Annotated in this window: 22 protein-coding genes; 15 read left to right on the forward strand and 7 right to left on the reverse strand. The window is 66.0% G+C overall.

The window, feature by feature from the left end; all coding sequences use genetic code 11:
- Window positions 1–47 precede the first annotated feature (47 nt).
- The 5 genes from H0X91_RS10040 (at window position 48) to H0X91_RS10060 (ending at window position 7,512) form a co-directional block, all read left to right on the forward strand.
- Window positions 48–2,918, forward strand: coding sequence for a type VI secretion system Vgr family protein (locus tag H0X91_RS10040; RefSeq protein WP_062886078.1), 2,871 nt, complete (start codon window positions 48–50; stop codon window positions 2,916–2,918).
- A gap of 35 nt (window positions 2,919–2,953) precedes the next feature.
- Window positions 2,954–5,029 carry a phospholipase D-like domain-containing protein gene (locus H0X91_RS10045; protein ID WP_062885689.1) on the forward strand — a complete coding sequence of 692 codons (2,076 nt, stop codon included), beginning with the start codon at window positions 2,954–2,956 and terminating at the stop codon, window positions 5,027–5,029.
- 107 nt (window positions 5,030–5,136) lie between these two features.
- Window positions 5,137–6,699, forward strand: coding sequence for a tetratricopeptide repeat protein (locus H0X91_RS10050; protein ID WP_062911609.1), 1,563 nt, complete (start codon window positions 5,137–5,139; stop codon window positions 6,697–6,699).
- Window positions 6,700–6,709: 10 nt separating this feature from the next.
- Window positions 6,710–7,012: a hypothetical protein gene (locus tag H0X91_RS10055; RefSeq protein ID WP_062885687.1), complete on the forward strand. Its 303-nt coding sequence runs from the start codon at window positions 6,710–6,712 to the stop codon at window positions 7,010–7,012.
- Entirely contained in the window at window positions 7,009–7,512 is a 504-nt protein-coding gene (locus H0X91_RS10060) for a pentapeptide repeat-containing protein (RefSeq protein ID WP_062885686.1), read from the forward strand. The genes H0X91_RS10055 and H0X91_RS10060 overlap by 4 nt, the downstream gene beginning before the upstream one ends.
- Window positions 7,513–7,732: 220 nt before the next feature.
- Here the strand turns inward: H0X91_RS10060 and H0X91_RS10065 are convergent, their stop codons facing one another.
- The 5 genes from H0X91_RS10065 to H0X91_RS10085 all read right to left on the reverse strand — a co-directional run bounded on the left by H0X91_RS10065 (window position 7,733) and on the right by H0X91_RS10085 (window position 15,861).
- A complete protein-coding gene (locus tag H0X91_RS10065) occupies window positions 7,733–10,012 on the reverse strand; it encodes an FdhF/YdeP family oxidoreductase (RefSeq protein ID WP_058903695.1) in 2,280 nt (759 codons plus the stop codon).
- 124 nt (window positions 10,013–10,136) lie between these two features.
- Window positions 10,137–12,965, reverse strand: coding sequence for an ATP-dependent Clp protease ATP-binding subunit (locus H0X91_RS10070; RefSeq protein WP_060211290.1), 2,829 nt, complete (start codon window positions 12,963–12,965; stop codon window positions 10,137–10,139).
- 634 nt (window positions 12,966–13,599) lie between these two features.
- The gene (locus H0X91_RS10075) at window positions 13,600–13,869 is read right to left on the reverse strand and encodes a hypothetical protein (RefSeq protein WP_006498399.1); all 270 of its coding nucleotides are present in this window, start codon (window positions 13,867–13,869) and stop codon (window positions 13,600–13,602) included.
- A 104-nt stretch (window positions 13,870–13,973) separates the two neighbouring features.
- On the reverse strand, window positions 13,974–14,789 hold the full coding sequence (locus H0X91_RS10080; protein ID WP_196432995.1) for a family 1 encapsulin nanocompartment shell protein: 816 nt from the start codon (window positions 14,787–14,789) through the stop codon (window positions 13,974–13,976).
- A complete protein-coding gene (locus tag H0X91_RS10085; protein WP_006498397.1) occupies window positions 14,782–15,861 on the reverse strand; it encodes a Dyp-type peroxidase in 1,080 nt (359 codons plus the stop codon). Before H0X91_RS10085 ends, H0X91_RS10080 begins: the two co-directional genes overlap by 8 nt.
- 419 nt (window positions 15,862–16,280) lie before the next feature.
- Here H0X91_RS10085 and H0X91_RS10090 point away from each other — a divergent pair, with 419 nt between their 5' ends.
- From H0X91_RS10090 to H0X91_RS10110, 5 genes are all read left to right on the forward strand, one after another.
- The gene (locus H0X91_RS10090) at window positions 16,281–16,658 is read left to right on the forward strand and encodes a LysR family transcriptional regulator (RefSeq protein WP_034204043.1); all 378 of its coding nucleotides are present in this window, start codon (window positions 16,281–16,283) and stop codon (window positions 16,656–16,658) included.
- Window positions 16,655–17,107: a phosphate-starvation-inducible protein PsiE gene (locus H0X91_RS10095; protein ID WP_006498395.1), complete on the forward strand. Its 453-nt coding sequence runs from the start codon at window positions 16,655–16,657 to the stop codon at window positions 17,105–17,107. Before H0X91_RS10090 ends, H0X91_RS10095 begins: the two co-directional genes overlap by 4 nt.
- 87 nt (window positions 17,108–17,194) lie before the next feature.
- Window positions 17,195–17,650: a DUF1269 domain-containing protein gene (locus tag H0X91_RS10100; RefSeq protein ID WP_060264101.1), complete on the forward strand. Its 456-nt coding sequence runs from the start codon at window positions 17,195–17,197 to the stop codon at window positions 17,648–17,650.
- A 35-nt stretch (window positions 17,651–17,685) separates the two neighbouring features.
- Window positions 17,686–17,934, forward strand: coding sequence for a hypothetical protein (locus H0X91_RS10105; RefSeq protein ID WP_006498393.1), 249 nt, complete (start codon window positions 17,686–17,688; stop codon window positions 17,932–17,934).
- 367 nt (window positions 17,935–18,301) lie between these two features.
- Window positions 18,302–19,726, forward strand: a complete 1,425-nt coding sequence (locus tag H0X91_RS10110) for an aminotransferase-like domain-containing protein (protein WP_043205931.1) — start codon at window positions 18,302–18,304, stop codon at window positions 19,724–19,726.
- A gap of 27 nt (window positions 19,727–19,753) precedes the next feature.
- Here the strand turns inward: H0X91_RS10110 and H0X91_RS10115 are convergent, their stop codons facing one another.
- Window positions 19,754–20,914 carry an NAD-dependent formate dehydrogenase gene (locus H0X91_RS10115; protein WP_196432996.1) on the reverse strand — a complete coding sequence of 387 codons (1,161 nt, stop codon included), beginning with the start codon at window positions 20,912–20,914 and terminating at the stop codon, window positions 19,754–19,756.
- Window positions 20,915–21,146: 232 nt separating this feature from the next.
- Here H0X91_RS10115 and H0X91_RS10120 point away from each other — a divergent pair, with 232 nt between their 5' ends.
- Entirely contained in the window at window positions 21,147–22,676 is a 1,530-nt protein-coding gene (locus tag H0X91_RS10120; RefSeq protein ID WP_059722844.1) for an FAD-dependent oxidoreductase, read from the forward strand.
- 42 nt (window positions 22,677–22,718) lie between these two features.
- On the forward strand, window positions 22,719–23,096 hold the full coding sequence (locus H0X91_RS10125; protein WP_059722845.1) for a DUF5594 family protein: 378 nt from the start codon (window positions 22,719–22,721) through the stop codon (window positions 23,094–23,096).
- A gap of 49 nt (window positions 23,097–23,145) precedes the next feature.
- Here H0X91_RS10125 and H0X91_RS10130 read toward each other — a convergent pair whose 3' ends face one another.
- A complete protein-coding gene (locus H0X91_RS10130) occupies window positions 23,146–23,364 on the reverse strand; it encodes a DUF6566 family protein (RefSeq protein ID WP_043205930.1) in 219 nt (72 codons plus the stop codon).
- Between the two features lie 122 nt (window positions 23,365–23,486).
- Here H0X91_RS10130 and H0X91_RS10135 point away from each other — a divergent pair, with 122 nt between their 5' ends.
- The 3 genes from H0X91_RS10135 to H0X91_RS10145 all read left to right on the forward strand — a co-directional run bounded on the left by H0X91_RS10135 (window position 23,487) and on the right by H0X91_RS10145 (window position 25,969).
- Window positions 23,487–24,125: a MarC family protein gene (locus tag H0X91_RS10135; RefSeq protein ID WP_196432997.1), complete on the forward strand. Its 639-nt coding sequence runs from the start codon at window positions 23,487–23,489 to the stop codon at window positions 24,123–24,125.
- A 31-nt stretch (window positions 24,126–24,156) separates the two neighbouring features.
- The gene (locus H0X91_RS10140) at window positions 24,157–24,627 is read left to right on the forward strand and encodes a membrane protein (protein WP_034203648.1); all 471 of its coding nucleotides are present in this window, start codon (window positions 24,157–24,159) and stop codon (window positions 24,625–24,627) included.
- Between the two features lie 136 nt (window positions 24,628–24,763).
- Window positions 24,764–25,969 (forward strand): zinc-dependent alcohol dehydrogenase, encoded by a 1,206-nt coding sequence (locus H0X91_RS10145; protein WP_034203647.1) that lies wholly within the window; start codon window positions 24,764–24,766, stop codon window positions 25,967–25,969.
- Window positions 25,970–25,998 lie beyond the last annotated feature (29 nt).

A 25,998-nucleotide genomic window follows, 5' to 3' on the forward strand; every position in this document is an offset into this window, starting at 1 on the left:
TGAGAGCGCCGTTGCCGAATGCCCATTGACAAGTGAACGTGACCGAAATGCTGCGCGCCTTCGTTGGCGCGCTCGATCAGAACAATCGTGCGATCCGGTTTCATTGGGGCCGTCATCAGGATGCGCTGGCGCATGTCCTGGTGCCACAGAGCATCGATTTGACGGAAGGTCTCTGTGTCGGCATCGAAGGGCACCTGACTTGCCTGTCGTCACGCCCGGATCTGCCGCTCTCCGCCTTTCTGGGGTTGCCGCTTTCGGTGCAACTGATGACGGATCGAGGCAAGCCATATCCGATCAATGGGATCATCACAGATGTCCGCGCCGGTCAATCGGACGGCTCCCTCACGTGCGTACAACTGACATTGAGAGATGCGCTGAGTATTCTCGATCAGCGGATCAACAGCAGAACGTTCCGTTCGATGAGTGTTCCGGACATTCTGGAGACACTGCTGCACGAATGGCAGCAACGCAGTTCCGCGTTGGCGCAGGCTTTCGATTTCGAGCTCGTGCTGGATCGCAACCAGTATCCAAAGCGCGAGCAGACGCGCCAGGCGGGTGAATCGGATGCGGCCTTCATTCGACGGCTGTGTCGACGCGACGGTATTTTCTGGTACACCCGGGCTGGCAAGCATGATGGTGCGGCCGCCGACACGCCGGTCCATACGCTCGTGTTCTGCGACGATCCGACGAAGCTGCCACAGGCGGCGGCAGGCCATGTGCCTTACCACCGGGGTACGCAGTCGCGGGAGCGTGACTCGGTCACGCTATGGTCCGCGGCCCGTGCGTTGACGCCCGGAAGCGTGCGGCGTGCCAGTTGGGATTACAAGACCGGCAGGATCGCGCAGTCTGAGCAGGAGACGATCGTCGATCAGGGCGAGGCGGGCAACGATCTTGCGAAGCTGCTGGCCGACTCGGTCATCGACGTTCCGCATGCGGCGGACTCGGATGCCGACCACGAGCGTTTGGCGAAGGCTCGGATTCTGGCACATGAGCATCGCGCCGAATGCGTGCATGCGTCGAGCGATGTCCGGGATGTCTCGCCGGGCTTCTGGTTCACGCTGGCTGGGCATCCGGAGGTCGATACCCGGCCCGAGGAGCAGCGGCAGTTCGTCGTTACCAGCTTGCACCACCGGGCGACCAACAATTTTTCGAAGGCGCTCGACGAGCGGGCCCAAGTGCTGTTTGCCGCGAGTCGCTGGAGTTTCGACGCGTTGCCGGTCGAAGAGGGGGCCGGGGTTCGCTACGAGAACACATTCGTTTGCGTGCGCCGCGGCGTGCCGCTGACACCTGCCTACGATCCGCGCGTCGATTTGCCGCCCGTGCATCCGTTTACCGCGAAAGTGGTTGGCCACGACGGCGAGGAAGTGCACTGCGACGAATTGGGGCGCATCAAGGTGCAGATTCTCGGTTTGCGCGCCGACGATCATGCCCATGCGCAAGGTGCCGGCACCAGCGGAACCGAGCGGGACAGCGCGTGGGTGAGATGGGTCAGCCCCTGGGCCGGGCCGAACTACGGCATGGACATGCTCCCGCGCGCGGGAATGGAAGTGCTGATCGACCATTTGCACGGCGACCCCGACAAGATGGTCGTGACCGGGGTGCTGCACGGCGGTCCCAACATGCCGACCACGTTCAGCCATACCGGTTCGCTTCCGGGCAATCGATATCTTTCCGGCATCAAGACCAAGGAGGTCAAGGCGGATCGCTACAACCAGTTGCGTTTCGACGATACACCTGGCCAGATCAGCAGTCAGCTTGCTAGCGAACATACCTATACCCAGCTGAACCTGGGCTACCTTACGGAGCCTCGAAACGACGGCAAGGGAGCGCCTCGCGGTGACGGTTTGGAGGCCAGAACCGATGCCCAGGCGGTCATTCGTGCCGCGAAGGGCGTCTACGTGACCGCGCAGCAGCAGGGGCGTGCCGAAGGCAAGATGCTCGAACGCACGGCATTGCAGACGTTGATCGAACAATTGCAGGAACTGGTACGAAACCTCGGTGATGCGTCCGCCGCGAACGACGCCGACAACACCGACCTCGCACGCATCGAGAAGATCACCTCGCAGATCAAAGGCTGGGATGCTGGCAGCAACGTTGATCAAGGTGGCGGCGGCTCCGGCGGTGCGCCGATGGTGGCAATCGAGGGGCCGGCCGGCGTGACCGTGGTTAGCCAGGACGCGATGGTGCTCGGGGCACAGACCAACATCGATGCGGTGAGTGCCGGCAACACTCAGATCAGCGTGGGACGTCGTCTGTTGATGCGCGTCGGCGATTGGATGAGCGCTTTCGCGGCCAAGGGCATGACGCTGGTGACGGCAGACGGGAAGCTGCGTATCGAGGCGCACAAGGAGGACGTGGTTGTGAAGGCCGCCAAGCGCATCATCCTGGAGGCAGGCGAAGAGATCGTGTTCCGCTCGCCGAAGGTCAATACGCAGGCGAGCGACGAAGCGTCGATCAACGGCGGGTCGAGCTACAGCCAGTGGAATGGCGGCGGCGTCGTGCATGGCACGAGCGGCGTATGGCGCGAACACGCGGCGTCGCACAGTCTCGTCGGGCCGGACAACAAGCCTGTGAAAGCGCCCGACCCCCTGACGTTCAAGGAGCTGGAGCAACAAGACAGCCTCGCGGTGGTGCTCCGTTCCCATCCCAACGACGGGCGGCCGCTTGCTTACGAGCCGTACACCCTTTACAAGGGAGCGGCCAAGATTGCGGACGGCGTGACCGACGAGCATGGTCAACTGATCATTGCGAATCACCAGAAGGGCACGTCTTCCTATACGGTCAAGCTGCACAACGGGCACGAGATCGAGGTGCCCGTGATGGAGGGAGGGTTGAGCGACGATGATCAACTGGCCGCGCAGGGATGGCGGGCAGTCGACGGCGATCCGGAATCGCGCCAGCGCCACGCACAGGGCTGACCGGCGATTCGCTACAGTTTTCGACGAGAAACGTGATGTCCGATACCAATACTCAAAACAAATCGAAGGCGCCGGTCGATGTCGACAAGCGTCAGGCGGTCGCCAGTGCGCAGTGGTTTCTGGAAAAGCAGGCGGACTACTACGCGCCGCCGTATGAAAAGAACAATATCGACGTATTCATTTGCGGAGAGGACGCGTTTACGCAGATTGCGGCCGACTTGAAGGCGGCCAAGCATAGTGTCGAAATCATTTGCTGGGGCTTTGACCCCGGGATGGAACTGATCCGCAAGGGCACGGTTTGGCCGCGAGGAGATACCTGGGGCGGGCTGCTGCGCGATGTCGCGGCCGGGAAATTCAATAACGGCAAGCCGGTGCAGGTTCGCTTGCTCTCGTGGTATGGCTTCATCGGTAGTCTCGGTTCGAACAACATGCCGGGCCACAGCAGCGGGCGTTTGAACTATGAAGAAAAGATGGCCATGATGGTCGGCGCCGCAGGTGGCATCTATTTGCCGACCGACAAGTCACCTCAACCGCAGACGCCTCAGGAGCGACGTGAGGACTTCAATGCGCGGTGGTACGACGATGCGTTTGCGGGGCGATTGCCCAACCTGTCGGTGCGCACCCGAGATGGCAACAGCAAGGCGGTTCACGAAAGTCTGGCGGGCGAGCCGGGCAAACGCGATTTCACGGAAGTGCTGGGCTTGGAGAAAGTGGCCACGGATCACCAGAAGACCATTCTGATCGACTACGAGTACGAAGGCGGTGCGTACGCAGTCGGCTATGTAATGGGTTTGAACAGTGTGACCGACTATTGGGACACCCAGCAGCACCTTTTCTGTGATCCACGTCGCGGTGAGTCATGGGAAGGGGCAAACGATGCTCAGCCGGGTCTGAAGCCTTTCCAGGATTACGCTAGCCGTATTCGGGGTGAAGCGTTAGTGGCGGTGAGCAAGAACTTCACCGATGCATGGAATCGCGCCAAGGGCAAGGGCGCGAACGTGTCGAGAACGCACGATTTCAAAAAGGTTCCTGCGCGCTTGACGCAGAATCTCGGTACGCCGTGCCAGCGGGCGCAAATCGTCCGTACCCAACCCGAAGAAAAGGACAAATCCGTCAAGGCGTTGTATGAGCAGGCGACGTCCTTTGCAAGAAGCTATATCTACGTCGAGAACCAGTATTTTCAGTACACGGAGTGGCCGAAAAAGCTGAAGGAATGGCGAGCCGAGTTCCTTTCGCGCAGCCAGGCAGCCGGGCGGGGGCCGAAGGACATACCGAACCTGCACGTGATGGTTGTCATTCCGACGCCTGAGCGGATACAAATGGTGCCCCGTACTTACGATACGGTTAAGGTTCTGGGTCACGGTACCTCCATGCCCAATCAGGACAAGGCGGTCGAGGACGAACTCGCCCGCAATCGACAGCAGCAGGCGGACTGGGATGCCTATGTCAAACGTCAGAAGGCGAGTGGCGAGGGAATTGATCCCGATCGCTACCCTGTACCGCTTTCGCCTGCGGCGCAAAGCGCCAAGGATCTTGGCGATAAAGCGTCTCTTGCGAAATCGCTCGATCAAATGGGCATTCGCACGCTAGTGGGTAGCCTGTGGACCTTTGATCGCAATTGGCGCAATTCCAAATTGAATACCGAGACGGCGAAGCAGCAGGCTGGTTGGGATGAATATGTGAAGAAGCAGCAAGCTAAGGGCGAATTGCCTGATCCGGATCTGGCGCCGATGCTGCCGCTGCCGGCGCAGTCGATTGCGGCTCGGTACAGAGAAATCTATATCCACAGCAAACTGTTGCTGATCGACGATAGTTTCTTCACGCTGGGTAGCGCCAACTTGAATTTGCGGAGCATGGCGGTTGATGCGGAGATCAATGTGGGCAGTGATGATCGTGCCAAGAGTACCGATTTGCGTAAGCGGGTTTGGAAGCTTCATACCGGCGGCAAACATGATGGCAGCGACGGTAGCCCCGATGCCGTCAAGGAAACATTCATGAAGTGGCAGAAGCTCATGGATTCCAATGCCATGCAAAGAAAGCGAGGTCTGGAACTGTCGGGTTTCCTAATGGCGTTCCAAGACGAGCGTACGTCGAGCGTTCGGCTAGCTTAATGCGCGACCAAATCATGCGAGTTTCGATGAGTTCTACAACTTCTATGTGTTTGCGCCTGGCGGGCGCGCTTTCTCTTTCTCTGTTTTTTGCATGTACGGCTTGCTCGATGAACGATTCCCTTCCACGAAATATGTCGCTCGACGCTTTCAATCCACATCGCGAATCGTTTGAGTGCGTGCATGAAGCTGCCGTGGTTCCGCCTGTTGATCCGGAGGCCGATCGCTGGAATCAGCAGGCGATGGAAAAGACGAGTGCGTTGCTGTGGCCGAACCAGCGCGATTATGCGGGTGCCGTCGCGCTGTGGAGCAAGGCTGCCGAGCGCAAGCACTGGAAAGCCATGCTGAACCTGGCAAATGCCTATGCGCAGGGGCTGGGTGTCGATCGCAACAGTGAGCGTGCCGTGCAGATCACTGAGCAGGCGATGAAATTGGGTATTCCTGCGGCCTACGATCTGATGGGGACTTATCACATGAACGGGGTCGGGGTGAAGCAGGATCCCAGCCGTGCGTTCGCGTTCTGGCAACTTGCTGCGGACAAAGGCAGCCCAAGCGCTATGGCTTATTTGGGTAGCAAGCTTGACGCTGTCTACGATGACCCGAAGTCCGGTTTCTGGGGCAATCGGAAGGTTGCCCTCAAAATGCTTGAATGTGCATTCGCTCAAGGGAGCGGAGACGCGGCGTATGCTCTTGGAACCACGCTCGTTGGTTCCGACAAATCGCTCGGCGAAGACAACGTGCGAGCTCTCAAGGTTCTGCACGAAGGCGTGAAATACGGGAGTGCCAAGAGTGCGGCGTATCTCTTCGGTGCATTTGACGATGGCGATCCCGTCGTCGGCAATGTGAAGGATCGTGCCCGCGCCGAACGCTACAGCGTCCTTGCCGACCGCCTCGAGCGCGACCCCGACCTGCGTCTGCCGAATCTGGACAAGGTCGTGCCGCTGCCGCCCGCCAAGCTGCCCAAGTGGGATGGCAACAAAGAGACGTTGATCGACGCGGCGAAAGCGGTGACGTCCGTGCCGGTATCGCCCGTCAAACCTGTGGCGCACCCCGTGTCGCTGCGTACGGGGCGCGCGCACGTGCCCGATGGCTACATGCTGCCGGAGAAGCCGCAGGTTGCCGTTCCTCCGCAGGCGGAAACGACGGCTGCTCCTGTCGGTGGTTACTGGCTCGCTCAGCTGAAGTATCCGAGCGCCGAACGTCACTTCGCATGGAATGCGGCTCAGGTACCGATGCATTACCGGAATGATGAACTGTTCGATCGGAGTCGCCCCGGCCTGATGCCCGAGGACGGTCGCATCTTCTTCCACTATGTCGGCGATGCGATTCCGATGCCCGTGCAATCGGCGGAATCGCATCCGCGTGTGACACAGGGCATTGCGCGCGCCGCCGAATTTCCCGACCCGGCTATCCGGTGTCGCGGCATCCGCGCGTGCCCGGTGACCGGTATTTGGCAGGCTGTGGTGGCGGACGATCATCCTCGGGCGGCCACGTTCAATCAGTGGTATCGCCAGGCCTATGTGTTGCAAGGTGACGCGTTTCCCGATCCACGGGTCATGCATCTGGACGTGTCGCCGGCGGACGTGACGTGGACGTGGTGGAACGAAGCCAATCACCTTGGATTTGCGAAGCTGCCTCAGGTCAGCCTCGGCAACCCTTCCGAGAACGCTTGACGGAGCAGAGATGCGCAAATCGACGATTGCCGCGACGGTGTGTGTCGGAGGGATGATCTTGGCTGCCTGGGGGGCGGTTGCAACAATGGGGGCCGTGGCCCAGATCAGCGGAGGTAGCTACGGTTCGCACGATGTAGGCGATTTCGCGATCGAGAATTTCCTGTTTCTCGGTCCGTTACTGGCGTTGGGTGGGCTGGTCGCATGGTTCGCCAGCCGGAGTTCGGCAACCTCCGACGACGAGGGCGGTGAACAGCCTTCGGGCAAGGATGAGCGCGATCCGGCTGCTCTCGCGCACCGGGACGCAGACCGATGAGCAGTGCTGAAATCATCTACAAGCACGATCAGTGGCGCAAGGGCGCGGGCGGTATACCCGCAGGACTGTCTGGTCAGGCAGACAGCTCGGCCTATGCCGGCCTCGATCTGGGTCTCGCGCAATTTGCCGATAGCAGTTTCAGCGGTAGCAGCTTCGCCGGAACGTCATTCCGGCAGGCCGGCTGGACGGGTTGCCGGTTCTCGGCATGCACGTTTACCGGTTGCGATTTTGCAGAGATTGCGATTTCCGGATGTACATTCATGGATTGTAGCTTCAATGACGCCACTTTTCAGGGCAGCACTTTCAACGGTGTGAAATTTCTCGGATGCAAGTGGAACGGCGTCAGGTTCGACGGCAACACATGGCATTCGGTGCAGGTACTGGACTGTACCGGCACCACGGTTGAAGCTCATGGCCTCAAGGGACTCGACGTCGACTTCACCGGAAGCTATTTCGAGCATCTGGCTTTCGAGGATACGGAAATCAACGGCGGACATTGAGTTGAGACGGCTACCGTTGCGGGGGGCGTCGACACAGTGGTGAGTCGGCCAGCAACGGTTACCTGCTCCATCTGGGCGGCGCGATAAGCCCGGCGTCGTCCGACGCGATCAAATGAAACGGCCGCCGCATCGGTTGCGATGCGACGGCCGCGAGCGCGAAGCGCAGGGTAGCAGGCGGGCCGAAGGAGCGATATGTGCCGCACCCGCGCCCGCCCGCGGATCACACCACCGCCGAGCGCGCGACGCGCACCGGCACCGACTTGTACGACGGCGTGCCGCTTTCCTTGTCGATGTAGTCGAGCGGTACGAGCACGTTCGCTTCCGGATAGTACGCCCCGACCGAGCCCGGCGCGATGTCGTACTCGATCGCGGTGATCTTTTCGAGGCGCAGCGTACGGCCCGACGCGGTCACCGTCTCGATGTCGACGAGGTCGCCGTGTTCGAGCCCGTACTTCGCGAGATCGGCCGCGTTCATGAACAGCACGTCGCGCCGGCCGAATACGCCGCGATAGCGATCGTCGAGGCCGTAGATCGTCGTGTTGTACTGGTCGTGGCTGCGCAGCGTGATCAGCCGCAACACCTGCTCGGCGCCGAGCACGTCCGCGTCCTCCTTCACGCCCTTGTAGACCGAGAACATCGCCTTGCCGGTCGGCGTCGGCCACACGCGCTCGGTGGGCGGCAGCGGCAGCCGGAAGCCGCCCGGCGTGCGGATCCGCTCGTTGAACGCCTCGAAGCCGGACACCGTCTTGTCGATCAGGTCGCGGATGCGGTCGTAGTCGGCGATCAGGTCGAGCCACGCGACCTTGCTGTTCGGCAGCGTCGCATGGGCGATGCCCGCGACGATCGCGGGCTCCGAGCGCAACTGGTCCGACGCGGGCTTGAGCTTGCCGGCCGACGCATGGACCATCGACATCGAATCCTCGACGGTGATCGACTGCCGGCCGGTGGCCTGCATGTCGAGCTCGGTGCGGCCGAGCACCGGCAGGATGAAGGTTTCCTTGCCGACCAGCAGGTGCGAACGGTTCAGCTTCGTGCCGAGATGCACGCTCAGGTCGAGCTTCGCCATCGCCGGGAACGACACCTCGGGGTCGGGCAGCGCGACCGCGAAGTTGCCGCCGAGGCACAGCAGCGCCTTCGCGGTGCCGTCGATCATCGCCTGCATCGCCTGCACGGCGTCGTGCCCGTGCTGCGCGGGCGGCGTGAAGCCGCACACGTCCTCGATCTTCTTCAGGAATTCGGCCGACGGCTTCTCGGTGATGCCGACCGTGCGGTTGCCCTGCACGTTCGAATGGCCGCGCAGCGGACACACGCCGGCGCCCGGCTTGCCGATGTTGCCGCGCATCAGCAGCAGGTCGGCGATCAGGCGCACGGTCGCCGTGCCCTTGTTGTGCTGCGTGACGCCCATCCCGTACGTGACGATCGTCGCGTTCGACTTCGCATACGCGAGCGCGACCTGTTCGAGCTGCGCCTGGCTCAAGCCGCTCGCGCGTTCGATGTCGTCCCACGACGTCGCCTCGAGATCGGCCGAGAACGCGTCGAAGCCGTTGGTGTGCTGCGCGATGAAGTCGCGGTCGAGCACGTTGCCTTGCTCGGCTTCGAGTTTCAGCAGCGCCTTCATGATGCCTTTCAGCGCGGCCGCGTCGCCGCCCGCGTCGACCTGGTAGTACGTCGACGCGATCCGCGTGGAGCCGAACGACGCCATCTCGATCATGTCCTGCGGATCGGCGAAGCGTTCGAGCGCGCGTTCGCGCAGCGGGTTGAACACGATGATCGGCACGTTGCGGCGCGCGCACTCGTGCAGCGTGCCCATCATCCGCGGATGGTTCGTGCCGGGATTGTGGCCGATCGAGATGATCAGCTCGCAGTGGTCGAAATCCTCCAGCGACACGGTGCCCTTGCCGATACCGATCGACTGCGGCAGGCCGACGCTGGTCGGTTCGTGGCACATGTTCGAGCAGTCGGGAAAGTTGTTGGTGCCGAGCTCGCGCGCGAACAGCTGGTACAGGTACGCGGCTTCGTTCGACGCGCGGCCCGACGTATAGAACTCGACCTGCTCGGGCGGCAGCGCGCGCAGCACTTCGCCGATGCGCGCGAACGCGTCGTCCCATTCGATCGCGCGGAACGTGTCGGTCGCGCGGTCGTAGACGAGCGGATGCGTGAGCCGGCCCATGTTCTCCAGTTCGTAGTCCGACATGCGCAGCAGCGACGACACGGTGTTCGCCGCGAAGAACTCGGGCGTCACGCGCTTGGTCGTCGCTTCCCACGTGACGGCCTTCGCGCCATTCTCGCAGAACTGGAACGTCGACTTGTGTTCCTTGTCGGGCCACGCGCAGCCGGGGCAGTCGAAGCCGTCGGGCTGGTTGGTCCGCATCAGCACGATCGGTGCCTCGATGGTTTCCATTTGCGTGCGCACCGCATCGGCTGTCGCGCGAAGCGCGCCCCAACCGCCGGCGGGCCCATCGTATTTCCTGATGCCTGGCACTTCGCGTCGATTTGTCATGGTGAATCTCCAATAGCCGGGCCCGGTGCGGGTGGCTCGGTTGCGCCGTGTCGCGGCGTGGGGCGGCTCCGTCCGGCGGACGGAGCCGGTCATGCATGCCCCGGGTTGCAGGGCATGCGTTGTTTTAGTGTGCGTCCTTTTTCGCGCCGGACGACTTCTTGCCGGGCTTCGCCGCGGGCGGCGGAGCGTCGGCGGGCGTGTCGTCCTGCTTCGCGTCTGCTGCTGCCTTGGCGGCCTTGCCGTTGGGTTTGGCCTTGCCGTCGGCGTCCGGCTTCGCGTCCTTCGCTTCCGGTGCCGCGAGCGTGTTGAACTTCACTTCGTCGCTGTCCTTGTCGTAGTCGACCTCGCACTTGTCGCCCGACTTCAGCCGGTCGGCGAGGATCTCCTTCGCGAGCCGCGTCTCGATCGTCTGGCGGATCTGGCGCTTCAGCTCGCGCGCGCCGAATTCCGGCTGGTAGCCGACTTCGGTCAGATGGTCGACGAGCGAGTCGCCCATCACGAGCGTGATGTCCTGCGCGGCGGCCGTGCGCACCACGCGGTCGAGCTGGATCTGCACGATCGAACGGATGTTGTCCTTCGACAGCGCGTGGAAGACGATCACCTCGTCGATCCGGTTCAGGAACTCGGGACGGAAGTGCCCCTTGAGCACCTGCATCAGTTCCTCGCGGATCGCCTTGTCGGTCTTGCGCGCGGCTTCCGGCTGCGTGAGGTTGTCCATGATGATCGCCGCGCCGAGGTTGCTGGTCGCGATGATGATCGTGTTGCTGAAATCGACCACGCGGCCCTTGCCGTCGGTGAGACGTCCGTCGTCGAACACCTGCAGCAGCACGTTGTAGACGTCCGGATGCGCCTTCTCGATCTCGTCGAGCAGGATCACGCTGTACGGGCGGCGCCGCACGCGCTCGGTGAGCTGGCCGCCTTCGTCGTAGCCGACGTAGCCGGGCGGCGCGCCGATCAGCCGCGCGACCGCGTGGCGCTCCATGTATTCGGACATGTCGATGCGGATGATCGCCTGCTCGTCGCCGAACACGGTCTCGGCCAGTGCTTTCGCGAGCTCGGTCTTGCCGACGCCCGTCGGCCCGAGGAACAGGAACGTCGCGATCGGCCGATGGGTCTGGCCGAGCCCCGCGCGCGACAGCCGCACGGCATCGCTGACGGCGACCACCGCATCGCTCTGGCCGACCACGCGTTCGCGCAGTTGCTCCTCCATCTTCAGCAGCTTCTGGCGTTCTTCCTGCGTGAGTTCGGACACGGGGATGCCGGTCAGCCGCGACACGACCTCGGCCACCGATTCGACGGTCACCTCGAGCGTCTCCGAGCCGGTCTTGCGCTGCCACGCCTCCATCATCTCGTCGACGGCCTTCTGCTTCGCGTTGATCTGCTCCTCGAACTGCTTCGCTTCGTCGAAGCGCTTGCGCGAGGTCGCATAGTCCTGCTCGCGCTTCAGTTGCGCGATCTGCGCTTCGCCTTCCTGGATGTCGACCGGGCGCGACGTCGCGCCGATCCGCACGCGTGCGGCCGCCTGGTCGATCAGGTCGATCGCCTTGTCGGGCAGGAAGCGCGACGTGATGTAGCGGTCGGCGAATTCGGCGGCCGCGACGAACGCGTCGTCGGCGAACGTCACCTGGTGGTGCGCCTCGAGGCTGTCGCGCAGCCCGCGCAGGATCACGATCGTCTGCTCGACGCTCGGCTCCGGCACGAACACGGGTTGGAAACGGCGTTCGAGCGCGGCGTCCTTCTCGATGTACTTCTGGTATTCGTTGAGTGTCGTCGCGCCGATCAGGCTCAGCTCGCCGCGCGCGAGCGCGGGCTTCAGCACGTTCGCGATGTCGAGGCCGCCTTCGCCGCCGCCCTGGCCCGCGCCGACGATCGTGTGCAGCTCGTCGATGAACAGGATCAGTTCGTCCTGCTTCGCGGTCACTTCGTCGATCAGCTGCTTCGCGCGTTCCTCGAATTCGCCGCGATACTTCGCGCCGGCCACCATCGAGTTGATGTTGACCTCGACGAGCCGCTTGTCGCGCAGCACTTCCGGCACGTCGCCGTTGACGATCCGCTGCGCGAGGCCTTCGACGATCGCCGTCTTGCCGACGCCCGGCTCGCCGATCAGCACCGGGTTGTTCTTCTTGCGGCGCGCGAGCACCTCGATCGTGCTCTCGATTTCCTGCGCGCGGCCGAGCACCGGGTCGAGCTTGCCCTGGCGCGCGATCGCGGTCAGGTCGCGGCCGAACTTGTCGAGGTTCGGCGTGCCGGTCGGCGCATCGACGCGGCCGTCCTCCGCGCCCTTGCCGACCACCTTCACGACCTTCTGGCGCAGCGCCTCGGGCGTCACGCCGTATTTCTTCAGCAGCGTGCCGGCGACGCTGTCCGGCACCGACGCGAGCCCGATCAGCAGATGCTCGGGGCCGATGTACGAGTGGCCGAGATCGCGCGACGCCTGGAACGCGTACTGCACGGCCTTCTTCACGCGCGGCGAGATCGACAGCTTGTCGAGCGGCGCATCGGGGTCGGCCGTGCCGGTGTGCGCGTGCTCGTCGATGTACGCGCGGATGTCCTGCGGCGACAGCTTCAGTTCCTTCAGCAGCGCGGCGCAGACGTCGGTGTCCGCGAGCGCGTACAGCAGGTGCTCGGAATCGAGTTCGCTGCGACGCAGTTCATGCGCCTTCTCGGCCGCGCGCTGCAGCAGTTCGAGCGTCTGTTCGCTGAACGCGTCGGTCGGGTCGACCGATTCGCGCGGAATCTCGGCGGCGAGCGGCGATTCGTCGCCGAGCCCGCCGAACAGCGACGGGCCGCCACCGCCCAGCAGCGAATCGAACGGATTCAGCATGCTTTGATGCCGCATCAACTGACGGAAGTGGTAGTCGCAGATCGAGATCGTCTTGCGCTCGCCGTCCTGCATCACGGTTGCGCGCGCGACGGCCGGCCGGGCGTGACAGATATCGCAAAGTGCGGGCATGGTGGTCTGGCTCCTGTCGGTGAAGGTGGGTCGAAGGGTGAAGCCCGATGCGGTGCGGCGCCCGCGCGTTCCGACCGCGCACGCACGACGCGCACGACACGCATCGCGGCGGCGCGCGTGCGGCACCAGTGCGTTCGCGCGGCGCGCGCCGGCGTGGCGCACGGTCGCGGTCGGGGCGGGAAGCGCGAGTGCTGCGAGGAGCCCACGGCATCGCTTCGACTGCGTTCAAAATAGCGAATCGGCACGGGCCATCCAAGACACAGTTCCATGCCGGGCCGGCCGTGAATTGCACCCTCACATGCGCGCGCGATCCGGCGACAAGGAGTACAGAGGGGCAAGCGCGCCGCGGCGCGGGCGTGCGCGGCGCATGCGGCCTGCGGTGGAAGGGAACGGGAAGGGGCGGCGCGCGAACGGCGCGCGGTGCGGCATCGGCGCGCAGGGCGCCGGCAGCCGCCGAACCGGGGAGACGGGACGCGGGGCTGGACGCAAGACGGCGTGCGACGCGCGGTGCGGGCGCGCGGCGGTTACGGCCGGCTCCGCACGCACCGCAGCCGATGCGTGGTGGGGGGCCGGCGAAGGCGAGGACGGGTTGCACGGGATGCGCCGGACATCGCGCAACCGTCGCGAACCGCGATCAGTCCGACAGGTTCATCGCGAGCCGTTGCCGGGCGATTTGCTTCACGTCGGACGAGAGTGCCGCATTCGGCAGACCATTGGCCCAGACGGAGAACGAATCCTCGATCAGGTTGCGCGTGTCGGGCGGCAGTTCGGCCAGCATCAGCGACACGACGGTAAACAGCACGGCGGTGTCGCCGGCCTGGCTGCCTGCGTTCGCGTCGACCGTCTGCTTCAAGGAAGCGACGGACGCCTGCAGCGCCTGTAATGCGTCATTCGATTCGCTCATGACATCCTCCATGCAAGATGGGCTGGATCGGCGACGAGCCTGCGGCCGGCGGTGCGGCCGTCGCGCGCGACGCCCGGCCGGGCATCGCGCGCGGGCAACCGCGCTCAGGCGGCCGCGTTGCCCTGCGGAGCCACGGCCACCGATGCTTCGCTCGTCAGCATCAGGAACGTGAAGGTCTCGCGCAGGTACAGGCGAACGCTCTTGTCGGTGTGGCTCGTGTAGCCGATCGACACGTCTTCCCCGAGGTGCAGCTCGTAGTCGCCGCCGCGCGTGGACAGCACGCAGCCGCCGCTGATCGCCGGCGCCCAGATGATCTCGCCGCTGACGATGCGTTTGATATGGCCGAGGACCGGATAGCCCTGGTCGCGCGCTTCGCTGAGCGCGGTGTACGCGTCCGAACCGAGCACGACCGAGTACGGGCCGTCGACGCCGGCGAGGCGCAGCGCTTCGAGCGCGTCGCTGATCGCGTCCGGGTATGCGCCGACGTCCGCCGGCAGCGTGAGCCGGCGGTTCGACGTGCCTTCGCGGATGCCGACGATGCCGGCTGCCGGGTAGCCGTCGAAGATTGCGTTGTCTTCGGCGAATGCGAGCCGCTGCGCGGCTTCCTTCGCCAGCTGCCAGTCGGCGTCGCGCGCGCCGCGCTCGACGCTGTCGATCGCGTCGCGGCTCAGCTCGAACGGCACCGTCAGCTCGACGATGGTGCGTACTTCGCGCAACCGTGCGTTCACGTGCTCGCGCGGCGCGGCGACGTCGAGCAGGTGCCCGGTGCCGACGGCCGACAGTTCGGGGCCCTCGGGGCCGTCGACGTCGACGACGCGGCGGCCGGCCACTGAGCGCTTGAAGGTGCGCGCCACTTCCTCCTCGATTTGTTCCCAGGCGGACGACGAGATCGGAGCGAGTTCGCGGTGCAGGTTATTCATAGGTCGGGGTTCCTTTCAGCGAGCCGATGTTCAGCGAGCCGTCGCGACGCGGGGCGGAAGGCGCGGACGGCGTGGATTCCGTTTGGATGGCTTCGGCGGGCGGCGCCGGGCGGTCGGCGAGCGCTTCGAGCAGGTCGGCCGACGGCACGAAGAACAGCGAGCCGGTGACCGCGCGGCTGTAGTCCAGCAGGCGGTCGTAGTTGCCGGGCGGCCGGCCGACGAACATGTTCTCGAGCATCTGCTCGATCGGCGCCGGCGAGCGCGCATAGCCGATGAAATAAGTGCCGAATTCGCCGGCGCCCGGGCGCCCGAATGGCATGTTGTCGCGCAGGATCTTCACTTCCTGGCCGTCCTCGTCGAGCGTGGTCAGCGAGCTGTGCGAGCACGACGGCTTCACGTCCGGCGGGAGTTCGATGTCGGACAACTTGGTCCGGCCGATGATGCGCTCCTGCGTCTCGACCGCGAGCGCGTTCCAGCCGGCCATGTCGTGCAGGTACTTCTGCACGAGCACGTAGCTGCCGCCCGCGAATTCGGCGTCTTCGTCGCCGATCACCGTGAAGTCGACCGCCTCGCGGCCTTCCGGGTTCTCGGTGCCGTCGACGAAGCCGATCATCGCGCGCTGGTCGAAATTGCGGAAGCCGTGCACCTCGTCGACGACCGTGACCGCGTCGCCGAGCGCGCCGAGCAGTTGCGTCGCGAGTTCGAAGCACAGGTCCATCGCTTCGGCGCGGATGTGCAGCAGGATGTCGCCGGGCGTCGCGACCGCGACGCGCTGGCCGGCGCCGAATTCCCGGAACGGATGCAGCGACGCGGGGCGCGGCTCGCCGAACAGCGCATCCCATGCGTCGGAGCCGAAGCCGCACACGCAGGTGAGATTGCCGCCCGGCACGCGCTTGCCGACCGAGCGCACCAGCGCGGCGATGTCGCCGCACCACGAACGGATCGTGTCGGCGTGATCGGCGCCCGGATTGATCGTCGCCACGAGAAAGATCGCGCTGCGCGTGATCGTGCTGTGAACGGCCTGGGAGAGCGGGGGAGGAGTGGTCTGCATCGCGGCCTGCCGGTCAGTCATGTCGGGACGGACGGGCCGCGGCAGCCGCGGCGCGCGAAGGCGAACGGTTGAACTGTGTCATGCGACGGTTCTCTGTGCTTTGTGACATGCGGATGAAGGACGTTGCGCGGGCATCGCGCAACGGGCCGCAGCGGCGGCGGCCGGCTCCCGGCGCGACGGGGAGGCGGACGGGGTGGCCGCGCGTTCGCCCGGCGCGTGGGGCTGCCCGCACCGCGTAACGTCGTCGAGCATGCAATCTAGCAGCTTCGGCGGGTCTTTGGAACACGTATCGACGATCTGTCATTCGAATGGGTCAAACCGGGCCGGATTTTGTGCGGCGCCCGCGCAGCTGTACTCCTGGCGCGCGCGGCGCTGTGCTCTTGAGCGTGCGTGTCGCGTGCAGTAGATTAGGTTCGCTCCGCTCGACGACGGCCATCATGATGAACCTTTTGGAAGCGATGCGTATTTTCGGTGCAATCGTCGAGCACGGCGGGCTGTCCGGCGCGGCGTCCGATCTGAAGCTCGACGTCGCGCAGGTCGGCGCGCGGCTCGACGGCCTCGAACGCTATCTCGGCTGCCGGTTGTTGCTGGAGCGCGCGGGCGACGATGTCGTCTGCACCGAGGCCGGCGTCGCGTTTTACGCGTGTTGCCGGCGCACGCTGTCCGCGGTCGCGCAGGCGACCGGCGCGAGCGGAGCAGAGGCGTGCGCAACGGGTTCCCGTTCGCCCGTCGCGGGCTTTCCGTTGCCCGAGACCCCTCGTTGCGGCGACGGAGCATCGATCGCCGCGCCCACGACACTACACCGGCTCACACCTTGAATACGTCCACTGCATCCGCCGATACGGCCGCCGAGCGCATCCGTCGCCGCTTCGGCCATTTCCTTCACGCGGCCGAGCTGGCCGGGCTGGTCGTGATCGGGCTGGCGACTGCGTTCGCGATGACGCAGGAAGCGTGGAAGGTCGTGCTCGCGGGCGAAGTGTCGCTGACCGACCTGCTGTTGATGTTCCTGTATCTGGAAGTGCTCGCGATGGACCTGCGCTACCTGCGGCTCGGCCGGTTGCCGGTGCGGTTTCCGCTGTTCATCGCGATGACGTCGCTCGCGCGCGACCTGATCCTGCGCGGCGCGACCGACAGCCCCGAGCGCATGCTGATGACGACCTTCGGGATCGTGCTGCTCGCGGTCGGCGTGCTGATCCTGAGCTTCGGCCAGCATCGCTTTCCGGCGGACGTCGACGATGTCGAGGACGACGTGCATGCTCGCAAGTAACGCGGCCCGGGCGGCATTCGAAGCGAACCCCGGCGCGTCGTGCGCGGTGCGGCGGTTCCCCCACCATTCAATCAAGCGAGGTGTCGCATGACCAGGCAATTGATCGTCGCCGTGTTCGGCAGCGTCGAGACGGCTCGTCAGGCTGCGAACGATTTCGACGCGCTGTCGGAGAAGAACGAAGGATTCCACATCGAGAACGGCGTCGTCGTCGAGAAGGACGCGAACGGCAAGCTCGCGGTGCTCGACGCCGAATCGCGGCCGTTCAAGGGCGGGGTGATCGGCGCGATCGCGGGCGGCTTGCTCGGCCTGCTCGCCGGGCCGCTCGGCGTGGTGACCGGCATGGCGGCCGGCGCGGGCGCCGGCATTCTCGCGCAGGCGGCCGGCAACGCGCTGCTCGACGGCACGTTCGTCGAGACGGTCGCGGCGCGGCTCGTGCCCGGCAGCGTCGCGGTCATTCTCGAAGCGAAGGAGGACACGCCGTTCTCGGTCGACAACGTCGTGACGGGATTCGGCGGCAAGGTGTTTCGCCAGACGCTCGACTGAGCCCACCCCTTTTCGAACCGAGCCGGGAGAACCGCATGCGCATCGATCAATCGTACCGCCGCTTCGACATCGCGGCGACGCTGTCGCCGCTGCCCGGCAACCGCGCGATCGCGAGCGTCGACGTGACGACCGACGATCCGGGCCGCCTCGCCGATCTCGGCACGAGCCAGTTCCTGCAGATCCGCAAGTGGCTCGAGTCGAACGACGTCGCGCTGCTGACGGTGGTGTTCGACGAGTGCAAGGTCGCGATCGACCACTACGCGGACAACGTCGACGACGCGTGAGGGCGAGCGGGCTAGCGCGTGGCCGGGCTGCGCTGCCCGCCGGTCCTCCGCCGTCCGCAATACGTCACGACACGCGCCCGGCGAACGGCTGCCGCGCGATCGCTTCGCCGCGTTCGCATCTGTTCACCACGCCGGCCGGATTTGACGTTTCCCCGCCAAACTGTCACTTACATTCGCCGAAATGACGCAGTAGGATGCCGAACCTTGTCTTGATGAGATTCGCATTGCTATCCGCCTTCAATTTCGGTAACGGACGAGGTTCGAACCGGGACACCCGCACCCGGCGACGGCTATCCGGCTTCGTGCGTCGGCGCGGCCGCGCCGCCCATGCGGCGCAGGCCGGTTCATCGCTCGCGGGGCGAGGCGGATGAAGCTCTACGAGAAATTTGCGAACGACGTAGAGCGACTCATTCGGCAAGGGGTATATCGACACGGCGACCGTGTGCCGTCGGTGCGGCAGGCGAGCCAGCAGCACCGGATCAGCATCACGACGGTGCTGCATGCGTATCTGCTGCTGGAAAGCCGCGGGCTGCTCGAAAGCCGGCCGCAGTCGGGCTATTTCGTGAACCTGCGGCGCGACGACAGCCACGCGCCGGTGCGCGAGCTGCGGCCGTCGAAGCCGATCGCGATCTCGTCGTCGGTGGACGTGAGCCGGCTCGTGCTGTCGACGCTGCGCTCGATCGGCACGGACGACGCGGTGCCGCTCGGCTCGCCGTATCCGGACCCGAGCCTGTTTCCGTTCGAGAAGCTGAACCGCTACGCGTACGCGGCCGGCCGCGACAAGTCGCTGTGGGGCGTGACCGACGGGCTGCCGCCGGGCCATCCGCGGCTGATCCGGCAGATCGCGCGCCGCTACCTGGAAAACGGGATGTCGGTGGACCCGAACGAGATCATCGTGACGGTCGGCGCGACGGAGGCGATCAACCTGTGCCTGCAGGCGGTCGCGAAGCCGGGGGACACGATCGCGGTGGAATCGCCGACGTTCTACGCGATGCTGCACGCGATCGAACGGATGGGGATGAAGGCGATCGAGGTGGCCACGCATCCGGAATACGGAATCGACATCGCTGCGCTGGCCGCGATCGCGAAATCGCAGCCGATCGCCGCGTGCATGGTGATGCCGAACTTCCAGAACCCGCTGGGTTTCCAGATGCCGGACGAGCGCAAGCGCGAACTGGTTGAGTTCGCAACCAAGTCCGGGATGCCGATCATCGAGAACGGCGTGTACAACGAACTGTATTTCGGCAACATGCATCCGAGCACGCTGAAATCGTTCGACCGCCAAGGCATCGTGCTGCATTGCGCGTCGTTCTCGAAGAGCCTGACGGCCGCGTACCGGATCGGCTGGGCGCTGCCGGGCCGCTACCGCGAACAGGTCGAGAAGCTGAAGTTCCTGAATACGCTGGCGACGCCGTCGTTGCCGCAACTGGCGATCGCGGAGTTTCTCGAACGCGACGGCTACGAGCATCACCTGCGGCGGATTCGCAAGGCCTATGCACAGCAGGCGAACCTGATGCGCGCGATGGTGTCGCGGTTCTTTCCGGAAGGCACGCGCATTTCGAGCCCGGCGGGCGGCTACGTGCTGTGGATCGAGCTGCCGGTGCAGGTCGATGCGATGCGGCTGTATCAGCTCGCGCTGGAGCAGGGGATCACGATCGGGCCGGGCTACATGTTCTCGATCGCGGACAGCTACCGGAATTTCATCCGCCTGAACTACAGCAGCCCGTGGTCGCCGGAGATCGAGCGCGCGGTCGTCACCGTCGGCAAGCTCGCCGCATCCTGCCTCGACTGACCGCGCGGCCGAACGCGGCGCGCGGCGTCACGTCAGCCGGTACGATTGCGCGCCCGTGCCGGCGAGCGTGCCGCCGTCGACGATCAGGTATTCGTTGCGGATCGGCTTGCCGTCGAACCAGCATTGCAGGATTTCCAGCGTGCCGGCCGCATAGCGCGCCTGCGCGGACAACGACGTGCCGGAGATGTGCGGCGTCATCCCGTTGAACGGCATCGTGCGCCACGGGTGATCGGCCGGCGCCGGCTGCGGAAACCACACGTCGCCGCCATAGCCGGCGAGATGGCCGGACGTGAGCGCATTCACGACCGCGTCGCGGTCGACCAGCTTCGCGCGCGCGGTGTTGATCAGGTACGCGCCGCGCTTCATCCGCGCGATCATCGCCGCGTCGAACAGGTGCTCGGTCGACGGGTACAGCGGAATCTGCAGGTTGACGATATCGACGGCGCTCGCGAGCGACGCCACATCGGCGTGATATGTGAGCGCGAGCGCCTGCTCGATCGATGCATCGAGCCGGTGGCGCTGCGTGTAGTGCAGTTGCAGGCCGAACGGCTGCAGCCGGCGCAGCACGGCGAGACCGATGCGACCCGCGCCGACCGTGCCGAAATGCATCCCTTCGACGTCGTAGCTGCGCGACACGCAGTCGGCGATGTTCCAGCCGCCCTGCTGCGCGACCGCATGCGACGGCAGATAGTTGCGCACCAGCGCGAGCGTCGTCATCACCACGTGCTCGGCGACGCTGATGCTGTTCGAGCCGGTGACTTCGGCAACCGTGATGCGCGCGCGTGCGGCGGCGTCCAGATCGACGTGATCGGAGCCGATGCCGGCCGTCAGCGCGAGCCTGAGCTTCGGCGCGCGGGCGATGCGTTCCGCGCTCAGGTACGCGGGCCAGAACGGCTGCGAAATCACCACGTCCGCTTCGGGCAGCCGGCGCTCGAATTCGGAGTCGGGGCCGTCCTTGTCGCTCGTGACGATCAGCGTGTGGCCGTGCGCTTCCATATAGCCGCGCAAGCCGAGCGCGCCGGACACCGAGCCGACGAGCTCGCCGGGCCGGAAGCCAAGCGGGCCGGCCGGTGTCGGCGCGGTCTGGCCGTCCGCGTAGTGCGTGACGACCGGGATCGCGTCGCGCACGTAGCGCGGCGGATAGCCGTCGACGGGATCGGGGTAGAGCACGCACAGGACGGTGGCCATCGGGTAGTGCTCCTTTGACGGGTGAAGGCGGCACGCGGCTTGCGCGGGTCGCGTCGTGCGCCTCGCAGGCGGCCGCCGTGTTGCGCCGCAACGTTGATCACGTTCTACGCCGGTCATGGATCGCGTACAAGCTACAGTCCGGGTTTGCGTGCGCTGCGGGGCGTCTGTACCTGTTCTTTTCAGGAGGGATGTCGATAATGGGATCGTTACCTGACTTTTCGGGAGCCACGTCATGACTGGAAGCGATGCGTCCTCACGCCCCGACCTCACGCAGGGGGTCGCGCTCGACGATCTCGCCGACGGCGCGATGATCGAGGGCCATGTCGGCGACGCGGCGGTGCTGCTCGTGCGTCGCGGCGACGAGCTGTTCGCGGTGGGCGCGCAATGCCCGCACTATGGCGGCCCGCTGGCCGAGGGCCTGCTGGTCGGCGACACGATTCGCTGTCCGTGGCATCACGCGGCGTTCTGCCTGCGCACCGGTGAGATGGAGCGCGCGCCGGCGCTCGACGGGCTGCCGTGCTGGCGCGTCGAGCGGCGCGACGGCCGCGCGGTCGTCGTCGATGCGCGGCCGGCCGCCGTGCCGCCCGCGCTGAAGGCAACCGGGCTGCCCGCGTCGGTCGTGATCGTCGGAGGCGGCGCCGCTGCGATCGCGGCGGCCGTGACGCTGCGGCAGGAAGGCTATCCGCACGCGATCACGCTGCTGAGCGCCGATGCCGATCCGCCGTACGACCGGCCGAATCTGTCGAAGGATTACCTCGCGGGCACGGCGCAAGCCGACTGGCTGCCGCTGCGCGCGCCGTCGTTCTATGCCGAGCAGCGGATCGACGTGCGCTGCAATACGCGGGTCACGCGCATCGATCCCGCGCAGCGGTCGGTCGAGCTGGCCGACGGCGGCCGGGTCGACTACGGCGCGCTGCTGCTCGCGACCGGCGCCGAGCCGAACAAGCTGAACGTGCCCGGCGCCGATCTGCCGCACGTGTGTACGTTGCGCTCTCGCGCCGATTGCGATGTGCTGATCGCGAAGCTGAAAACCGCGCGCCGCTGCGTGGTGGTCGGCGCGAGCTTCATCGGGCTCGAAGCGGCCGCTGCGTTGCGCACGCGCGGGCTCGACGTGCACGTCGTCGCGCCCGATCCGCATCCGATGGGCCGCGTGCTCGGCGATGCGCTCGGCGACACGATCAAGGCGCTGCACGAAGCGCACGGCGTGGTGTTCCATCTCGGCGCGACGCCCGCGCGGATCGGGCCGGACAGCGTGACGCTGTCGAGCGGCGACGTGCTGCCGGCCGACGTCGTGCTGGTGGGTATCGGCGTGCATCCGAACGTCGAACTTGCGCAGGACGCCGGGCTCGCGGTCGAACGCGGCGTGACGGTCGACCGCTTCCTGCAGACGAGTGCGCCCGGCATCTATGCGGCCGGCGATATCGCGCGCTGGCCCGATCCGCTGACGGGCCAGCGGATTCGCGTCGAGCACTGGGTCGTCGCCGAGCGGCAGGGGATCGTCGCGGCGCGCAACCTGCTCGGCCAGCAGCGGCCGTTCGACGCGGTGCCGTTTTTCTGGAGCCAGCATTACGACCTGACGCTCCGCTATGTCGGGCATGCGGAGCAATGGGAGCGCGTCGAGATCGAGGGCGACCTCGGCGCGCACGACTGCTCGATCGCGTACTGGCGCGGCAACACGCGGCTCGCGGTCGTGACGATCGCTCGCGATCTCGACAACCTGAAGGCCGAAGCGGCGCTCGAGCGGCAGATGACGCCCGCATGAAAGCAGCAAGACGACACCTGCCGAACCCTTGATGGAGGCAAGATGAACCCCGACGTCCGCGCCCGTTTCGAAACCGAGTTCGCGCCGCGCATCGCGACGCGCCTGCGTGGCCTGTACCAGCCCGGCGAAGTGAAGGTCGACGTCGTGCCGCACGACGGGCAGGGCAGCCCGACCTGCATCGACGTGATCGGCCTCACGTCGACGGTCGGCTTGCCGAACCGGTTGAACGTGCGGCTCGCGTGGCGCGACGACGCGATCGCCGGCCTGCTGGCCGAGCCCGATCCCAGCCGCTTCGATCGCTATCTCGCGGCGCTGCCGGTCACGATCGAGCGCTGGCAGATGGAGCTGCCGGTCGATTTCAGCACACGGACCCAGCGCGATCGCGAGATCCTGATCGGCGACCTCGATTTCGATGCGTGACGTGCATCGCGCGACGCCGGTCGCCCGTGCGCCGATGAACCGGGTGGCGTTACCGGTCGCGCGTCTTGATCATCACGCGCCCCTGGTCGATGCCGCCGCGCAGCGCCTCGTCGCACGTCAGCCATTCGGGCGTGACGAGTTCGGGCGCGGGCAGGTCGACGGGCGCGCCGTCGCGGAAGATCCGCACCTGCGCGACCCATGCGCCGTTCGCGTTGCGCGTCGCGTCGACGCGAATTTCGTGACCCATGAAAGTGTCGGTGGCTTGCATCGAGCGGGGCCCTCCGTCGTGGATGAACGTGGTGCGTGGATCGTATCAGCATGGCGTGCGCCGCGCATCGAAAACGAACCGGCGTGGGCGTGTCACGTGCCGCGCGAGACGGGAGCGACCCTGTGGCCTTCGACCTGACTTTTTCCATCAAGGTATTCGCCGCGCTGTTCGCGATCATGAACCCGATCGCGAACATCCCGGTGTTCCTGTCGCTGACCGAAGGCGCGGCGGACGGCGTGCGCCGCAAGGTCGCGCTGACGGCCGCGATCGGCGTGACGGTCGGCTGCATCGTGTCGGCCGTCGCGGGCGGCGCGATCCTGCGCGCGTTCGGCCTGACGATCGACGATTTCCGCCTCGCGGGCGGGCTGCTGGTGCTGCTGATCGCGCTGTCGATGCTGCATGGCGCGCCGAGCCGCCAGCATGCGCCGGGCAGCGACGAAGGCGCCGATCCGGCAGCCGCCGAAAGCGTCGCGATCTACCCGCTGACGATCCCGTTGCTGGTCGGCCCCGGCACGATCGCGACGATGATCGTGCTCGGACACGGCGCGGTCTCGACCGGGCAGGAACTCGCGTTCGCGCTCGGGCTGGCCGCGTTTCTCGTGCTGCTGGCCGTGTCGCTGCTGTCGGCGCCGCTGATCGGCCACTACCTGTCGCCGCGCGTGACGGCTGTCACGCAGCGCCTGATGGGGATGATTCTCGCGGCGATCGCGATGCAGATGATCGTCGCGAGCCTGAAAGCCGCGTTCAGGCCGCCGCATTGAGCGCGCCCGTTCGGATTGCATGGAGTCGCTGATGAACACGCTGATCGTGTTGTCCTACCCGGATCTTGATGCGGCGCGTCGCGCGCTGGCCGAACTCGGCACGCTGCGCGACCGGCACGTCGTCGCGCTCGCGGGGATCGTGATCGTCGAGTGCTCGACCGACGGACAGTTGCGCACGCATGCAGTCGATCCGGGCCGCGTGGCATCCGGATCGCTGCTCGACAGCGTCGTTGCGCACATCGAATCGTCGCTCGACGCATGGCGCGAGCGGCCGGTCGACGATGCGCTGACCGATCGCGTCGCGCGCAAGGCGCGCCCCGGCACCGTCTCGCTCGGGCTGGCCGCGACGCAGGTCGACATCTACGCGTTGAGCGCGGCGCTCGGGCCGCTGGGCGGTGACGTGGTCGACACGACGCTGTCGATCGACGACGAACTGAAGCTCGTCGAAGCGATCTCGAACGCGCGCGACGGCGGCATCGGCAGCGGCCCGGCGACGGACTGACGCGCCGGCTCGATTCCTCCTCGAAAACGCAGCGCTTCCTGTCCGTGCCTCACGGCGCGCCGCACAGGCGCACGCCTTGCTCGATTCGCTCGACGGTCTCATTCACCGTTTCCGCTTTCGACAAGGAGGGCCTGACATGAAAGCAGTCGTATTTCACGGCATCGGCGACATTCGCATCGACACGGTGCCCGATCCGGAAGTCTCCGCGGCGACCGACGCGGTCGTGCGCCTGACCGCCAGCGCGATCTGCGGCACCGATCTGCACATGGTGCGCGGCACGCTGGGCGGCATGAAGCCGGGCACGATCCTCGGCCACGAGGGCGTCGGCATCGTCGAGGCGGTCGGGCGCGACGTGCGCAACCTGCGGCGCGGCGATCGCGTGCTGATTCCGTCGACGATCGCGTGCGGCAGCTGCGCCTACTGCCGCGCGGGCTACACCGCGCAATGCGACGTCGCGAACCCGGGCGGGCCGCGCGCGGGCACTTCGTTCTTCGGCGGGCCGGCGGAAACGGGCCCGGTCGACGGGCTACAGGCCGAATATGCGCGCACGCCGCTTGCGCATGCGAGCCTGATTCGCCTGCCCGACGCGATCGACGACGATCGCGCGATCCTGATGTCGGACATTTTCCCGACCGGCTATTTCGGCGCGCAGCTCGCGGAAGTGAAGCCGGGCGATACCGTCGCCGTGTTCGGCGCGGGGCCGGTCGGGCAGTTCGCGATCGCGAGCGCGAAGCTCATGGGCGCCGGGCGCGTGATCGCGATCGACCGGATCGCGTCGCGGCTCGAGATGGCGTGCGGGCAGGGCGCCGAGATCGTCGATTTTTCCGAGGACGATCCGGTCGATACGATCCTGCGGCTCACCGGTGGGATCGGCGTCGATCGCGTGATCGACGCGGTGGGCGTCGACGCGATGCGCGCGACGCACGGGCCGGCCGCAGCCGATCGCGACGCCGCGCGCGCGTTCGATGCGGAAGTCGACGCGATCGCGCCGCACCGCAAGCCGGACGGTCGCAACTGGGTGCCGGGCGACGGGCCGTCGCAGGTGCTGCAATGGGCGGTGCGTGCGGTCGCGAAGGCCGGCACGATCTCGGTGATCGGCGTGTATCCGCCGGCCGCGCGCGTGTTTCCGATCGGCGACGCGATGAACCGCAACCTGACGATCAAGATGGGCAACTGCAATCACCGGACGGTGACGCCGCCGCTCGTGGAGCTGGTGCGCAGCGGCGCGTTCGACCCGCTGTCGGTGCTCACGCGCAGCGAGCCGCTGACGAACGCGATCGATGCGTATCGCGCGTTCGACGTGCGCGAGCCGGGCTGGATGAAGGTCAAGCTGACGCCATGACGACGACACGAACCGAAACCGGGAGCATT

It is taken from the genome of Burkholderia sp. 9777_1386, from assembly GCF_015712265.1.
Classification (GTDB): Bacteria; Pseudomonadota; Gammaproteobacteria; order Burkholderiales; family Burkholderiaceae; genus Burkholderia; species Burkholderia cenocepacia.

What these genes read in the sequence shown, in the direction of transcription:
- H0X91_RS10040 (WP_062886078.1), top strand. Translation starts at nt 48, where the DNA reads ATGCTGCGCGCCTTCGTTGGCGCGCTCGATCAGAACAATCGTGCGATC.
- H0X91_RS10045 (WP_062885689.1), top strand. Translation starts at nt 2,954, where the DNA reads ATGTCCGATACCAATACTCAAAACAAATCGAAGGCGCCGGTCGATGTC.
- H0X91_RS10050 (WP_062911609.1), top strand. Translation starts at nt 5,137, where the DNA reads ATGAACGATTCCCTTCCACGAAATATGTCGCTCGACGCTTTCAATCCA.
- H0X91_RS10055 (WP_062885687.1), top strand. Translation starts at nt 6,710, where the DNA reads ATGCGCAAATCGACGATTGCCGCGACGGTGTGTGTCGGAGGGATGATC.
- H0X91_RS10060 (WP_062885686.1), top strand. Translation starts at nt 7,009, where the DNA reads ATGAGCAGTGCTGAAATCATCTACAAGCACGATCAGTGGCGCAAGGGC.
- H0X91_RS10065 (WP_058903695.1), bottom strand. Translation starts at nt 10,012, where the DNA reads ATGACAAATCGACGCGAAGTGCCAGGCATCAGGAAATACGATGGGCCC.
- H0X91_RS10070 (WP_060211290.1), bottom strand. Translation starts at nt 12,965, where the DNA reads ATGCCCGCACTTTGCGATATCTGTCACGCCCGGCCGGCCGTCGCGCGC.
- H0X91_RS10075 (WP_006498399.1), bottom strand. Translation starts at nt 13,869, where the DNA reads ATGAGCGAATCGAATGACGCATTACAGGCGCTGCAGGCGTCCGTCGCT.
- H0X91_RS10080 (WP_196432995.1), bottom strand. Translation starts at nt 14,789, where the DNA reads ATGAATAACCTGCACCGCGAACTCGCTCCGATCTCGTCGTCCGCCTGG.
- H0X91_RS10085 (WP_006498397.1), bottom strand. Translation starts at nt 15,861, where the DNA reads ATGACTGACCGGCAGGCCGCGATGCAGACCACTCCTCCCCCGCTCTCC.
- H0X91_RS10090 (WP_034204043.1), top strand. Translation starts at nt 16,281, where the DNA reads ATGAACCTTTTGGAAGCGATGCGTATTTTCGGTGCAATCGTCGAGCAC.
- H0X91_RS10100 (WP_060264101.1), top strand. Translation starts at nt 17,195, where the DNA reads ATGACCAGGCAATTGATCGTCGCCGTGTTCGGCAGCGTCGAGACGGCT.
- H0X91_RS10105 (WP_006498393.1), top strand. Translation starts at nt 17,686, where the DNA reads ATGCGCATCGATCAATCGTACCGCCGCTTCGACATCGCGGCGACGCTG.
- H0X91_RS10110 (WP_043205931.1), top strand. Translation starts at nt 18,302, where the DNA reads ATGAAGCTCTACGAGAAATTTGCGAACGACGTAGAGCGACTCATTCGG.
- H0X91_RS10115 (WP_196432996.1), bottom strand. Translation starts at nt 20,914, where the DNA reads ATGGCCACCGTCCTGTGCGTGCTCTACCCCGATCCCGTCGACGGCTAT.
- H0X91_RS10120 (WP_059722844.1), top strand. Translation starts at nt 21,147, where the DNA reads ATGACTGGAAGCGATGCGTCCTCACGCCCCGACCTCACGCAGGGGGTC.
- H0X91_RS10125 (WP_059722845.1), top strand. Translation starts at nt 22,719, where the DNA reads ATGAACCCCGACGTCCGCGCCCGTTTCGAAACCGAGTTCGCGCCGCGC.
- H0X91_RS10130 (WP_043205930.1), bottom strand. Translation starts at nt 23,364, where the DNA reads ATGCAAGCCACCGACACTTTCATGGGTCACGAAATTCGCGTCGACGCG.
- H0X91_RS10140 (WP_034203648.1), top strand. Translation starts at nt 24,157, where the DNA reads ATGAACACGCTGATCGTGTTGTCCTACCCGGATCTTGATGCGGCGCGT.
- H0X91_RS10145 (WP_034203647.1), top strand. Translation starts at nt 24,764, where the DNA reads ATGAAAGCAGTCGTATTTCACGGCATCGGCGACATTCGCATCGACACG.